At 62.9% G+C, this 12,610-nt stretch carries 12 protein-coding genes; 9 read left to right on the top strand and 3 right to left on the bottom strand.

Going from position 1 to position 12,610, the window contains the following annotated elements; genetic code table 11:
- The 3 genes from mtnA (at position 1) to WKI89_RS04450 (ending at position 2,129) form a co-directional block, all read left to right on the top strand.
- The gene (mtnA, locus tag WKI89_RS04460; RefSeq protein WP_337868018.1) at positions 1-984 is read left to right on the top strand and encodes an S-methyl-5-thioribose-1-phosphate isomerase; all 984 of its coding nucleotides are present in this window, start codon (positions 1-3) and stop codon (positions 982-984) included.
- A gap of 135 nt (positions 985-1,119) precedes the next feature.
- Complete coding sequence (locus WKI89_RS04455; protein ID WP_337868017.1) at positions 1,120-1,614, top strand: phosphoribosyltransferase family protein; 495 nt, start codon at positions 1,120-1,122, stop codon at positions 1,612-1,614.
- Between the two features lie 101 nt (positions 1,615-1,715).
- The gene (locus tag WKI89_RS04450) at positions 1,716-2,129 is read left to right on the top strand and encodes a DUF4258 domain-containing protein (RefSeq protein WP_337868016.1); all 414 of its coding nucleotides are present in this window, start codon (positions 1,716-1,718) and stop codon (positions 2,127-2,129) included.
- Here WKI89_RS04450 and ribF read toward each other — a convergent pair.
- Together ribF and WKI89_RS04440 are read right to left on the bottom strand one after the other, a co-directional pair.
- Positions 2,126-3,013 (bottom strand): riboflavin biosynthesis protein RibF, encoded by an 888-nt coding sequence (ribF, locus tag WKI89_RS04445; RefSeq protein WP_337868015.1) that lies wholly within the window; start codon positions 3,011-3,013, stop codon positions 2,126-2,128. The genes WKI89_RS04450 and ribF overlap by 4 nt on opposite strands.
- Positions 3,014-3,089: 76 nt before the next feature.
- Positions 3,090-3,599 carry an NUDIX hydrolase gene (locus WKI89_RS04440; protein ID WP_337868014.1) on the bottom strand — a complete coding sequence of 170 codons (510 nt, stop codon included), beginning with the start codon at positions 3,597-3,599 and terminating at the stop codon, positions 3,090-3,092.
- Between the two features lie 96 nt (positions 3,600-3,695).
- Here WKI89_RS04440 and WKI89_RS04435 point away from each other — a divergent pair, with 96 nt between their 5' ends.
- From WKI89_RS04435 to WKI89_RS04415, 5 genes are all read left to right on the top strand, one after another.
- Entirely contained in the window at positions 3,696-4,124 is a 429-nt protein-coding gene (locus tag WKI89_RS04435; RefSeq protein ID WP_337868013.1) for an NUDIX domain-containing protein, read from the top strand.
- Positions 4,125-4,207: 83 nt separating this feature from the next.
- On the top strand, positions 4,208-6,859 hold the full coding sequence (locus WKI89_RS04430) for a phosphoenolpyruvate carboxylase (protein ID WP_337868012.1): 2,652 nt from the start codon (positions 4,208-4,210) through the stop codon (positions 6,857-6,859).
- A gap of 78 nt (positions 6,860-6,937) precedes the next feature.
- Complete coding sequence (locus WKI89_RS04425) at positions 6,938-8,464, top strand: ABC transporter substrate-binding protein (protein ID WP_337868011.1); 1,527 nt, start codon at positions 6,938-6,940, stop codon at positions 8,462-8,464.
- A 98-nt stretch (positions 8,465-8,562) separates the two neighbouring features.
- On the top strand, positions 8,563-9,504 hold the full coding sequence (locus tag WKI89_RS04420; protein ID WP_337868010.1) for an ABC transporter permease: 942 nt from the start codon (positions 8,563-8,565) through the stop codon (positions 9,502-9,504).
- Positions 9,497-10,321 (top strand): ABC transporter permease, encoded by an 825-nt coding sequence (locus WKI89_RS04415; protein WP_337868009.1) that lies wholly within the window; start codon positions 9,497-9,499, stop codon positions 10,319-10,321. Before WKI89_RS04420 ends, WKI89_RS04415 begins: the two co-directional genes overlap by 8 nt.
- A gap of 7 nt (positions 10,322-10,328) precedes the next feature.
- On the opposite strand, the gene WKI89_RS04410 is transcribed toward WKI89_RS04415, so the two are convergent.
- Positions 10,329-11,495 (bottom strand): amidase family protein, encoded by a 1,167-nt coding sequence (locus WKI89_RS04410; protein WP_337868008.1) that lies wholly within the window; start codon positions 11,493-11,495, stop codon positions 10,329-10,331.
- Between the two features lie 148 nt (positions 11,496-11,643).
- Here WKI89_RS04410 and WKI89_RS04405 point away from each other — a divergent pair, with 148 nt between their 5' ends.
- Entirely contained in the window at positions 11,644-12,603 is a 960-nt protein-coding gene (locus WKI89_RS04405; RefSeq protein WP_337868007.1) for an alpha/beta hydrolase-fold protein, read from the top strand.
- Positions 12,604-12,610: the final 7 nt, after the last annotated feature.

Raw genomic sequence — 12,610 nt, 5'->3', positions numbered from 1 at the left:
ATGCGCGCAGTGCCCTTTCGCTTCGAGAACAACACCTTCTGGCTCTTGGATCAGCGTAAGCTGCCCTTCGAGGAGGTCTGGGTGCCCTGCCAAACCGCCCGGGAGATCGCCGCTGGCATCCGCGAGATGGTGGTGCGCGGAGCCCCCGCCATCGGGGTGACCGCGGCCTACGGCATGGTGCTGGCCCACCTATCGGGCGAAGACCTGGCCGAGGCCGACGCCCTGCTGCGCCAGAGCCGCCCCACCGCGGTCAACCTGTTTTACGCCCTGGATCGCATGAAACCACACTGGGGCAGCCTCGAGGCCTCGCTCAGGGAAGCCCAGGCCATCTGGGACGAAGTCCAGGAGACCGAGCGGGCGATTAGCCAGCACGGGGCCAGGGTGCTGAAAGGCCAGGTGCTCACCCACTGCAACACCGGCCCGCTGGCCACCGGGGGCTACGGCACCGCCCTGGGGGCCATCATCGAGGCGTACCGGCAGGGCCGGGTCACCCACGTCTGGGTAGACGAGACCCGCCCCTACCTGCAAGGAGCCCGCCTCACCGCCTACGAGCTGCAAAAAGCCGGGGTGCCCGCCACCCTCATCACAGATAACATGGCCGCCTACCTGATGGGCCAAGGCCAGGTGGACGCGGTTATCCTGGGCACCGACCGCATGGCCCTTAACGGCGACTTTGCCAACAAAATCGGCACCTATGGCCTGGCCATTCTAGCCCAGTACCACGGCATTCCGTTCTATCCGGCCCTGCCGCTCTCCTCGGTAGACCCCCGGCTGGAAAACGGCAATAGTATCCCCATCGAACAGCGTTCATCGCAGGAAGTAACGGTGATTCGGGGCCAGCCCATCGCACCCGAGGGGTTTCCGGCAGCCCACCCCGGCTTCGACGTAACCCCCCATCACCTGATTACCGGCATTGTGACAGAGAGGGGCGTACTCTACCCCCCTTTCGAGGAGTCGCTCCGGGAAGTGCTGCAGATTGGGTGAGCAATGGCCGCGATGATGGGCTGGTGGGAACAACTGACGGGTGCGACCTGCCCGGGTTGTGGCAAGCCACTGCAAGAGCCAACCATATGTACCGAATGTCGGAGTGCACTGGTTCCAAGGCACGTACCGGGATTTGTGTATCTGGGCAGCTACCAGCGCTTCGGCAATCTTTCACGTGCCCTCAAATACCACGGTCGGCGCAACCTAGCCGTATTGCTAGGCCAGAGGATGGCCCTCGGGGTGCGACAGGCTGAATGGGGACTGGATGGCGTAACTGCCGTACCCACCCTGCTGCAGCGCAAGATCGCACGGGGGTACAACCAGGCCGAACTACTGGCCCAAGCAGCAGCTAAGGAGCTGCGCATCCCTTATAAAAGCGTGCTCTCGCGCACAGCGGTGGACAAATCGCAAACCGAGAAAACCCTGCTCCGGCGTTTGCAACTCTCCGAGGCCACCTTTCAGCCCGCCAGCCGGGTGAAAGGAATCTGGCTGCTGGTGGACGATGTGGTAACCACTGGAACGACCTTCGAGCGCGCACGCAAAGCCCTGCTCGAGGCCGGCGCAGCCCGGGTCTACGGTGCGGCAATTGCGGTCAAGAGCCCACATGAATTATCCAGATATTCCCTATAATCGAAATTATAGAACTCCAACGACGCACCGGGGTTCTTAGAGGCACCACACCCAACCCTACCTCTGCCAGAGCGTGGGGTTGATTGACAAAGGGGGGATGGATGCTCAGACGACCACGCATTCGCAGGCTCGAAGAACTCCTCCCCTACATCCGCGAAGGCCGCTACCGCATTGGCCCCCATGTGGCTAAGCACATGCTGCAAGAGGGCTTTATTGAACATGATGTTTTGCAGGCGGTGGAGTGGGGCCGCGAGATGGCTGTCTACCCCGAGGACCAGCGCATGCTGGTGCTGGGCTACATGGTCTTCCCACCACAGCTCAAGCTTCCGCTGCATGTGGTGTTGGAATACCGTGAACAGCGCTGGGTGGATATCGTCACCGCCTTCATCCCCAAAAAGCCACACCAGGTCTACTCGAGGGCCCGAATCGCTGCCATCCTGCGCTACGACGGTACCTTCGAAGAGGTGCGCTGGGTACGGCCCCGCTTCATGACCGCCGAGGACATCCCCCGCTAGATGCCCAGCACCCGGCGGGCGGTCTCGGCGTCTTGGGCGAGCTGGGCTTTTAGAGCTTCCAGGCTTTCAAACTTCATCTCGCCGCGCAGCTTGGTGAGGAATTCCACGCTGAGTTCCTGGCCGTACAAATCGCCGACAAAACCAAAAAGGTGTACCTCGAAGCGCAGGGTATGACCCGAGACGGTTGGGCGATAGCCGACATTGGCCATGCCGCCGAACTTGCCCTGTGGGGTCTGCACCCGCACAGCAAACACCCCCATTGGCAAAATTTTGAGGTGGGCCACCTCAATATTGGCGGTAGGGAAACCCAACTGCCGCCCCAGTTGGTCACCCTCACGCACAATGCCCTTGGCCGTATAGGCTCTTCCTAAGAGCAGCTTGACCTCGTCAACCTCCCCTACACGCAGCAGGTCGCGGATGCGGCTGGACTTGACCGGCCCCCCGCCCAGCTCGAGTAAGGGCAGAATCTGGGTAGGCGCCACGGCATTCAAATCCTCTAGACCCCCGGCCCGCCCCTGCCCAAAGCGGAAATCGGCCCCCACATAAATGCGCTGGGCCTCCAGGGTACGCAGGTCGCCCAGGAAATCGTCCTTGCTGCGCCTAGAGAAAGCCTCGGTAAAGGGCACAATCAGGGCAATCTCGACCCCCAGGCCCCTCAGGAGCTCGAGCTTCTCCGACAGATCGGTCAGGAAGCCCTCCCCTTTCATGAACACCTTGCTGGGGGGGTCGAAGGTGTAGACCAGCAAGGGAATATGCAGACGATTGGCCGCCTGCTGGGCCTGGTGAATTAGGTGCTGGTGCCCGAGGTGCAGGCCATCGAAGCTGCCAATCGCCACCACCTTGGGGCCAGCCGGTGCGTCGGAGGGGTCGTTGATGAGCAGCATGGCGGTTATAGCCTAGCGCACAGGGTATCGGCAACAGAAGCTACGGTACACGAGCAAAGCACACTACTGGCCAGCGCTATTCGTAACCCGTGTCGTCCTCGAGCGCCTTCTCGCTCAGGTAGAAGAGAATCCCCGCCAGGGCCGAGGCGGATATCTGAACCCTGCCGTCACGGGCATCCCGCAAAACCTGGCGCGGGTAGTGCCATTCTACCGTGATGGCCTCGTCGTCGTCGGGCTCTGCGTAGGCTGGGCGGGTATGGGTGGCCCTAAAAACGTGTAGCTTCTCGTCGCAAAAGCCTGGTGAAAGGTAGAAGCCGGTCAGATAATGCAGCTCACCAGTCAGTTGGGCTTCCTCGGCCAGCTCACGCAGGGCGGCTTGCTGGGGGGTTTCGCCGGGGTCAACGAGGCCCGCCGGGATCTCGAGGGTCTCGCTGCCGATGGCCGGGCGATACTGGCGCACAAAAAGCAGTTTGCCGCCCCGTTCGACCAGTACCGCCACCGCGTCGGCGTGCTCGACGATCTCGTAGCGGCCCTCGAGGGCCAGATTAAGAATGCGGCCTTTGTATAGGTACTGCCGTTCGGGCATGTCCCCAAGCTAACGGGTAGAGAAACCTACGTCAAACCATGAAGAAATCCATCCGGTCAACCCGATAAACTATAGGAAAGCCCACGGAGCCTTGCCATGACCCCGCTGACCCAGTATGTTGCCGGTTTCCTCTTTACCCCAGACAAAACCCGGGTGGTACTGATTCGAAAGCATCGCGCCGACCCCGATGCGCGGCTGTTCAATGGCGTCGGTGGCAAGATGGGGGCAGATGAGCTGCCCAAGGCTGCCATGTCGAGGGTCTTCAAGGAAGAAACCCGCATTGGCATCCCCCCCAAGGAATGGATGGCCCTGGCCCGCCTCGAGGGTTACACCTTTCAGGTGTACTTCTTTGCTGCGGTCTCGGAGCTGGCCCTCGAAGTCCAGAGCCAGGGCGACGACGAATTGGGTATTTTTGCCGTGAACGAACTTTTTGCCGGCCCTGTGGTACCCAGTGTGCGTTGGCTGGTTCCACTGGCTTTTGACAACCGGGTGCGCTTTCCGGTGATTTTTGATGGCATCCCTTGAAAAGGGCGATGGGTGACGCAGAAGACTGTTCTCGTTTCACAGAACCTTGGGAATCGCTTCCAAAACCGATACACTATCGCTCGATGAGCGAAGACCGGCTGTTTGAACAGCTCAAGCGCGAAGTAGATCTGCTGGGCCGCGCTCTGGGCAAGGCCATCCGCACCCTTTCGGGCGAACGCATATTCGAACTGGAAGAACAGGTGCGCGAACGAACCAAGACCCTGCGGCAAAACCATAGCGAGGCCATTCATAGGCAGCTGCTGCAAACGGTGCAGGGTCTCACGCTCCTCGAGGCCGAAAACATGATTCGGGCCTTCTCCACATATTTTCACCTGGTCAATCTAGCCGAGGAACGCCACCGGGTGCGGGTCAACCGGGAACGGGAGAAACGAAGCACCCGCGATGCCCCGCGCAGCGAGTCGTTTCTGGCGCTGGTAGGGGAGCTCAAGCGCCTGGGTCTGAGCTACGAGCAGACGGTGGATGTGCTCTCCCGACTGCGGCTGCACCTGACCTTTACCGCCCACCCCACCGAGACCCGCCGCCGTACCCAGCGCTACCACATCCACGAGATCGAGAAGCTGCTCGAGCAGGGCCAGGAGCTGCCCCTGGAACCCCGCGTGGCCCTGCTGTGGGGCACCTCGGAACTCCGCAAATCCCGGCCCACCGTGATGGACGAGGTCAAGGGCGGGCTTTTCTACACCACCTCGACCCTGTGGCAAACCATTCCCAAGCTGGTGGATGGGCTCGAGAGCGCCGTGGAGGCCCACTATGGCCAGCGCCCCGAGCTTTCACCCCCGCTGGTGTTCCGCAGTTGGATTGGCGGCGACCGGGATGGCAACCCCAATGTGCTGCCCGAGGTGACGGGCTGGGCCCAGGCCTACGCCCGCGAAACCGCCCTGCGCAAGTTTGTGGACGATGTGGACGGCCTGATACGCGACCTATCGCTCAGCGACGACCGAATTACCATTACCCGCGAGCTGCGGCTGGCCCTGGAAGACCACGCCAGGCACCTGCAACTGCCCGAACGTTTTCAGGGCGAGCCCTACCGGCAGTTTGGCATGGGACTGCGCTACAAGCTGCGGGCGCTGCTGGGCGAGCAGCCGGGCCCTGGTTACAGCGGAACGCCCGAGTTCGTGGCGGATGTGCGCAAAGCCGAGACCAGCCTCAACCAACTGGGCCTCGAGCAAATTTCCAGAGCCATCGTGCGGCCTCTGCGCCTGAATGCCGAGGCCTTCGGGCTGGATCTGGTGAACCTGGATCTGCGCGAGGAGTCGCGCGCCCTGACCGAGGCCGCTGCCGAGCTGCTCAAAGTTGGCGGGGTACACGAGCAGTACGCTGCGCTGGAGCCCCAGGCACGCGAGGCCTTACTGACCCAGGAGCTGGCCACGGCCCGGCCGCTGGCCCCGGTGGGGTATCGTCCCCAGACCAAGCCGTTGCAAACCGCCCTCGAGGCCCTGCGCCAATGGAAAGCCCGCGGGGCCCACGTGGTCTCGATGACCCATTACCCCAGCGACCTGCTCGAGGTGATGTTGCTGGCGCGGGAGGTGGGGCTCTTCCGCCCCGGACGGGCCCTGCCTTTCGATGTGGTGCCGCTCTTCGAGACCCTGGGCGACCTGCAAAACGCGCCCGAAGTGGTGGCACGGCTGCTGGATAATCCGGTTTTCAGGGCCCATGTGCAGGGGCGGGGGGGCCTCGAGGTGATGATCGGCTACTCCGACTCCAACAAGGACGCGGGCTTTTTGGCGGCCAACTGGGCGCTGTATCAGGCCCAGGAGGCCATCACCAAAGTAGCCAGAGAGCGCAGAATACCGGTCTACTACTTTCACGGACGGGGCACCTCCACCGCCCGCGGCGGGGGCACGGCAGGGCGGGCCATCGCCAGCCTGCCGCCCGGCACGGTGGGCAGCCGGATGCGGCTGACCGAGCAGGGCGAGGCCCTGGCCGACCGCTACGCCCACCCCGAGCTGGCCTACCGCAACCTCGAGCAGATGCTCTACCACATGGCCCTGGCCTCGGCCCGCGATCTCTATGGGCAGGCCCTGCCGCTCAAACCCGAGTGGCTCGAGGCCATGAACCGAGCTGCCGAACGCTCCACCCAAGCCTACAGGGAACTCTTGGGGCGTCCCGGTTTCTTCGAGTTCTACGAACAGCTCACCCCCATCCGCGAGATCGGGGCGCTCAACATCGCCAGCCGCCCGGTCTACCGCTCGGGGCGGGTGCGCGAGATCAAGGATTTACGGGCCATCCCGTGGGTGATGTCCTGGACGCAGGTTCGCTTACTGTTGCCCGGCTGGTATGGGCTGGCCGAAGGATTGCAGGAAATTCCGCTGGCACTGCGCCAGGAGATGTTCGAGCAGTGGCCCTTTTTTGCCACCACCCTGGACAGTGCGGCCATCGCTTTAGCCAAAGCCGACCTGGGCATCGCCCGCGAGTACCTGCGGCTGGTTAAGCCCGAGCTGGCCGAGCGCTTCTTCCCCGATATCGCCCGCTCGTTCGAGCAGACCAAAGCCATCCTGGAGAAAACCTTTCAGAACACCCTGCTCTTCAAACACCCCGTGCTGGCCCGCCAGACCGAGCTGCGCAACCCCTACGTAGACCCCATCTCGCTGGTGCAGGTGGAGCTCTTGGAACGCTACCGGCGCACCCCCCCCGAGGCCCCCGAACGCACGGGCCTCGAGCGCGCTCTGATGCTCTCCTTGCTGGGTATCGCGGCAGGACTGCGCAATGCGGGCTAAAGCAGGCTTGTTCGCCAATTTGCATAAATCGGCCAATCCGATAAGATGGGCGTCAATTATTCTTCGAGGAGGTAAGGGATGAAGAGGAGTTGGATCGGTTTTCTAGCAAGCCTGGCCCTGGTCGGGATGGCATGGGCCCAACGCCCCGACACCATCGTGATTGCGCAGGGAGTGGACGTAACGGTGCTTGACCCCAACAACCAGCTCGAGACCCCCACCGCCAATGTTTTGGCAAACATCTTCGACACCCTTTACATGCGCATGCCCGACGGAACAGCCCGGCCATGGCTAGCCACCGCTGTGCGGGCCGTTAACCCTACCACCTGGGAGATGACCATCCGCCAGGGGGTCAAGTTCCACAACGGCGAAGACCTCACCGCTGAAACGGTCAAGTGGAACTTCGACCGGGTCATTGATCCTCAAAGGCCCTTGCGCATCTCCAACTCCTGGGCCAACCTGGCCAGCGTGCAGGTGGTCAACCCCACCACCCTGCGCTTCATCACCAAGAACCCTTTCCCGGTGTTTGTGACGCGCCTCACGGGTTTCTATATCCTCCCGCAGAAGTACGTTACCGAAGGAGGCAACCGCTATCTGCAAGAGCCGGTGGGCACGGGCCCCTACAAGTTTGTGCGCTGGGTGCGCGACCAGCAGTTTGAGCTCGAGGCCAACCCCAACTACTGGGCTGGCGCTCCCAAAATCCGCCGGGTCATCTTCCGGCCCATCCCCGAAGCCAGCAGCCGTGTGGCCGAACTGGTCTCGGGCGGGGTAGACATTATCACCAACCTGGTACCCGAACCCGTGAACGCGGTACGCGCCTCGGGTGCTGCTGAGGTGCGAAGTGTACCCAGCATCCGCAACATCTTCATCATGCTTAACACCAGCGGCAAAGCCGATAGCCCCCTGGCCAACCCCAAGGTGCGTCTCGCGCTCAACTATGCGGTGGACAAGCGAACCATCGTTAAAAACGTGCTGGGCGGCCTTGGGCAGCCCACCGGCTGTTCGCTCAACAGCTACATCTTTGGTTACGATGCAAGGAGCTGCCAAGCCTACGAGTACAACCCCGCCCGCGCCAAACAACTGCTGGCCGAGGCCGGCTACCCCAATGGATTCACCATGACCCTGGGCTCGCCCAATGGACGCTACCTCAACGACCGCCAGGTAGCCGAAGCCGTGGTGGGGCAACTGGCACAGGTCGGCGTGCGGGCCGAGTTGCGGGTGCAGGAGTGGAGCACCTATGTGGGGCAAATTCTGGAGCGCCGCATCCCTACCGACGCAGTGCTGCTGGGTTGGGGCAACAACGAGTTTGACGCCGACAACTCCCTGTACAGCTTGTTCTATGGTGGCACGGTGCGCGGCGGCCCCCGCCAGGTGGCCTTTAGTTATATCCGCTCGGTTCCCCTCGACAACGCCCTGCTGCAAGCCCAGCGCACCACCGATCCCGAACAGCGCAAGAAGCTCTACCTCGATGCGCTGCGGGTCTTGCGGGCCGAGTCGCCCTGGATCTTCCTGCACCAGCAAGAAGACATCTACGGCGTGGCCAAGCGGGTAGACTGGAAACCCCGTCCCGACGAACGCCTGTTCGTTGCCGAGATGGCCTTCAAGTAACCCATTCCATAGAGGCGGAGAGGGGAAGGTTAGGGTATCAACCAAGCCCATCGTAGGCCAGTTTGGCCCTGCTTTCCCCTCCCCTTCCAACCCTCCAGATGCTGACCTACCTTGTCCGTCGCCTGCTCCTGGTTCTAGTGGTCGTCTGGGGTACCGCCACGCTGGCTTTTTTCCTGCTGTTTCTCTCGGGCGACCCGGTCAACCTGCTGCTACCCCTGGATGCAACACCCGAAGTAAGGGAGCAGTTCCGCAAGGCCAACGGTTTTGACCGCCCGGTCTGGCAGCAATACCTGAGCTACATGGGCCGGGCCCTGCAGGGCGACCTGGGCATCTCGCTGCGCAACCAGACCCCTGCACTGGGGCTGGTGTTGGAGCGGATGCCGGCCAGTATGGTACTGGCCGGTGCTGCTTTGTTGTTTGCGGTTATCTTTGGGGTACTGGCGGGCGTGATTGCGGCAGTGCGCAAGGGAACCACGCTGGAATTTGTGGTGCTGTTTTTTGCCCTGCTGGGTCAGTCTTTGCCGGTGTTCTGGCTGGCCCTGATGCTGATTCTGGTATTTGGCCTCGAGCTGCGCTTGCTGCCCATCTCGGGCTATGGGGTGGGGCCCATCCCGGGCCTGCCCGCCCTGGCCAATCTGGTGCTCCCGGCCATTGCGGTAGGCACCTTTTCGATGGCCGCCATCACCCGACTGACCCGGGGGGGCGTGCTGCGCGAACTGCGCAGCGACCATGTGCGCACCGCCCGGGCCAAGGGCTTGAGCGAACGGGTAATCATCTATAAGCACGCGCTGCGCAACGCAGCCATCCCGGTAGTCACGGTGATTGGGTTGCAACTGGGCAACCTGCTTTCGGGCGCGGTCATCACCGAGACCATTTTTGCCTGGCCAGGCGTGGGCCGGCTGGTGCTCACCGCCGTTACCCAGCAGGATTTCCCGGTGGTACAGGCCGCGGTCATCGTGTTTGCGGTGTTGCTGGCGGTTATTAACCTGGTGGTGGACCTGCTCTATGGGGTGCTCGACCCCAGGGTGCGTTATGCGTAGAATCCTTCGCGCGCCCTCCGCCTTGGTCGGCATCAGCCTGATGGTTCTATTCGTGCTGATGGCGATTTTTGCCCCACTCATCAGTCCGCACAACCCCACCCGGCAAGACCTGCAAGCCATCACCAAACCCCCCGGCACCGAAGGCCACCTGTTGGGCACCGACCGTCTGGGGCGCGACATGCTCTCGCGTATCTTCCACGGCGCACGTCTGTCGTTGGTGGTGGCCTTGGCGGGGGTGCTGATTGGCGCTCTGGTGGGGATTCCCTTGGGATTGCTTTCGGGCTACCTGGGGGGGCGGGTGGACGATTTCCTGATGCGTCTGGGCGATATCCAGCTCTCGCTGCCGTTTATCTTGCTGGTCATTGCTATTATCGCGGCGCTGGGGCCCAGCCTGACCAACACCATCCTGGTGCTGGGAATTACCAGTTGGGTGTTGTACGCCAGGGTGGTACGGGGCGAGGTTTTGTCGCTCAAGGAGCGGGAGTTTGTGCAGGCCGCACACGCCCTGGGGGCATCGGGGCAACGCATCATGCTCAAGCACCTGTTGCCCAATGCAGCCGGGCCGCTGATTGTGGTGGCCACCTTGGAGCTAGCACGTTTGATTGTGACTGAAGCAGCCCTATCGTTCCTGGGGCTTTCTGGCGTACCCCCCGAAATTCCAAGCTGGGGTCAGATGCTGGCCGATGGGCGTGAGGTGCTGTTTTTCGGCGGCTGGTGGGTGGCCACCTTCCCCGGCGTGGCCATCAGCTTGCTGGTACTGGGCATCAACCTGTTTGGGGATGCACTGGCCGAGGTGCTGGACCCCCGGAGCAGGTAGCACAGGTTTACTTCCAGCCCCGCCGGGCCAGCTCGAGCAAGCCCATATCGCCACCCCAGGCACCGACAAGCTGCACCCCGATGGGTTTATCACCGGGCCTGGCAGCAGGCACGGTAACCACCGGGGCGCCCAGTAGGCTGGCATAGCAGGTCAGGCTGAGGGTGCGCCAGCGGAACTCGAGGGCCTTCTCGGTGTTCTGCATATCGGCCTGTTGGGGCGCCGAGCTGGGGGTTGCGGGCAGCAGCACCAGCGTTCCAGGCTCGAGCCAGGCGCCCATCTCGCTGCGCAGGCGCACCTGCTCGCTCAGGGCTCGCCCGATTTCGCCGGGGCTGTAACTCGAGGCCATCTCCAGGAGCCGCCGCACATCCGCGCCCAGTCGGGGTTGCTTTTCCTCGAGCCACTTCTGATGAAACCCCCAGGCTTGCGCTCCCTGCAAGACCCGCTGGGCCTCGCGCGCCTCTTGCAGCAAGCCGAGCGATTTTTCCTCGATTCTGAGGCCCAGGGACTCGAGTTTTTCGGCTACTCCGAGGGTAGCCACCTGGGCCTCTGGGGTACAAAGCTCGAGGGCATCGCGCACGACCACTGCACGCTCAAACCGAACCGTGGGCAAGGCATCGGCCAGCAGAACCTGGGCAAACCGCAGCATCAGCTCAGGGTGCGCTGCCAGCAACCCCACGGTGTCGTAGCTGGGGGCCAGCGGAACCACCCCGGTAGCGGGAATCAGGCCGTGGGTGGGGCGGTAGGCATAGGTACCACAAAGCGAGGCCGGTATCCGCACCGAACCGGCGGTGTCGCTACCCAAAGCCACCGGAACCAACCCCGCCGCAACCGCGACCGCCGAACCTGAGGACGAGCCGCCAGGAATCCCACCCGGCACCTTTGGGTTCTGGGGCGTGCCGAAATGGGGGTTGATGCCGGTCATGCCATAGGCCAGCTCGTGGGTGTGGGTCTTGGCGATGAGTCTTGCGCCCGCTTTCTTGAGGGCCGCCACCGCCCAGGCATCCTGGCGTGGGAGGCCCCACTGCTCGGGAAAATCGGGGTTGCCTGCCGTGGTCGGCAGTCCGGCCACATCGAACAAATCCTTGGCTGCAAACGATAGGCCCTGCAGAGGCCCGCTGGCCACGTGTGGCTGATTTTCCAACGAGAGGCTAACTGCACCAAAATCGTCGTGCATGAACCCATCATAGTTCCCGTCATCGCGCAGGCTCCCCTGGGCTCTGCAAGGCAACAGCGAAGAGTACGGCCGTTGCAGCGAGTATGGGAACATCGTTGCCGATGGGCTGGGGTTTAGCACACGGTGGGTTTGGGTAGACTGGGAGGGTATGGTCGAGGTACACACCCGTTCTGCAACCTTTCATCCTGCTAAGAACGCGAAATACCTTATTGGGGATTTCACCGATTGGAACCGAAAGCCCATCCCTATCCACGAGCCCCTGACCCTCGAGTTCCCCGCCGGGGCCTACGTGGAGTACGCCTTTCTGGACGAAAACCACCAGCCCTTCCCCGACCCCGACAACCCCCACAAAGCCCAGAACCCCTGGTGGAGCTACCCCAGGGCCATTGAGCTGCCCGGCTTTCACTACACCGCGCCGCCCCAGCCTTCCCGCGCAGTAGAGGTGCACCGGCACCGGCTGGAGTCGCGGGCCTTTGGCAGCACCCGCCGCTACTACGTCTACAACCCCACCCGGCCGGCCCAGGCTACCCTCTACGTCCACGACGGGGTGGCCTACTACCGCACCGCCAAGCTGGCCGAGGTGGCCCAGGGGCTGTTGGAGCAGGGGGAAATAAACCCGGTGCGGATTGTGTTCATCGAGCCCGAGGATCGCCGTAGCGAGTACTGGTTCAGCACTGCTTACGAACAGCACGTGCTGGAGGAGATTATCCCTGCCGTGGAGGCCCAGTACGGCCCCACTGCGGAAAAGGGCTTGCTGGGGGCCAGCCTGGGCGGTCTGGTCTCGAGCTGGCTGGCCTTGCGCCACCCTGAGCTCTTTCAAAAGGTCGCCACCCAGTCGGCCTGTCTAACCGCCTCGCCCGAGGGGGGCGACTCCTTCACCGACCCCGAGTGGCTCACCGAGCAGTACCTGGCTTCTAAAACCCTCCCTTTGCGCTTCTACTGCGAAACTGGGCTGATCGAGTGGCTCTTGGCCCCCAACCGCCGTTTTGCCGCCATGCTGGCCGATAAGGGCTACACTCACGCCTACCTCGAGCGCCCCTCCGGCCACAACTGGATGACCTGGCGGCAGGGGCTGGCCCCGGCTTTGGTCTACCTGTTCGGAAACTGAAACGGGA

This window comes from Meiothermus sp. (assembly GCF_037443965.1).
GTDB lineage: Bacteria > Deinococcota > Deinococci > Deinococcales > Thermaceae > Meiothermus.
Note: the sequence above shows the minus strand (reverse complement) of the source record. Positions and strands in the feature narration are given on the sequence as shown.

Bases quoted from the DNA above. Each gene is read 5' to 3' on its own strand.
- WKI89_RS04440 (WP_337868014.1), bottom strand. From the start codon at position 3,599: ATGCCCGAACGGCAGTACCTATACAAAGGCCGCATTCTTAATCTGGCC.
- WKI89_RS04450 (WP_337868016.1), top strand. From the start codon at position 1,716: ATGCTCAGACGACCACGCATTCGCAGGCTCGAAGAACTCCTCCCCTAC.
- WKI89_RS04415 (WP_337868009.1), top strand. From the start codon at position 9,497: ATGCGTAGAATCCTTCGCGCGCCCTCCGCCTTGGTCGGCATCAGCCTG.
- WKI89_RS04410 (WP_337868008.1), bottom strand. From the start codon at position 11,495: ATGCACGACGATTTTGGTGCAGTTAGCCTCTCGTTGGAAAATCAGCCA.
- WKI89_RS04435 (WP_337868013.1), top strand. From the start codon at position 3,696: ATGACCCCGCTGACCCAGTATGTTGCCGGTTTCCTCTTTACCCCAGAC.
- WKI89_RS04420 (WP_337868010.1), top strand. From the start codon at position 8,563: ATGCTGACCTACCTTGTCCGTCGCCTGCTCCTGGTTCTAGTGGTCGTC.
- mtnA (WP_337868018.1), top strand. From the start codon at position 1: ATGCGCGCAGTGCCCTTTCGCTTCGAGAACAACACCTTCTGGCTCTTG.
- WKI89_RS04425 (WP_337868011.1), top strand. From the start codon at position 6,938: ATGAAGAGGAGTTGGATCGGTTTTCTAGCAAGCCTGGCCCTGGTCGGG.
- WKI89_RS04405 (WP_337868007.1), top strand. From the start codon at position 11,644: ATGGTCGAGGTACACACCCGTTCTGCAACCTTTCATCCTGCTAAGAAC.
- ribF (WP_337868015.1), bottom strand. From the start codon at position 3,013: ATGCTGCTCATCAACGACCCCTCCGACGCACCGGCTGGCCCCAAGGTG.
- WKI89_RS04430 (WP_337868012.1), top strand. From the start codon at position 4,208: ATGAGCGAAGACCGGCTGTTTGAACAGCTCAAGCGCGAAGTAGATCTG.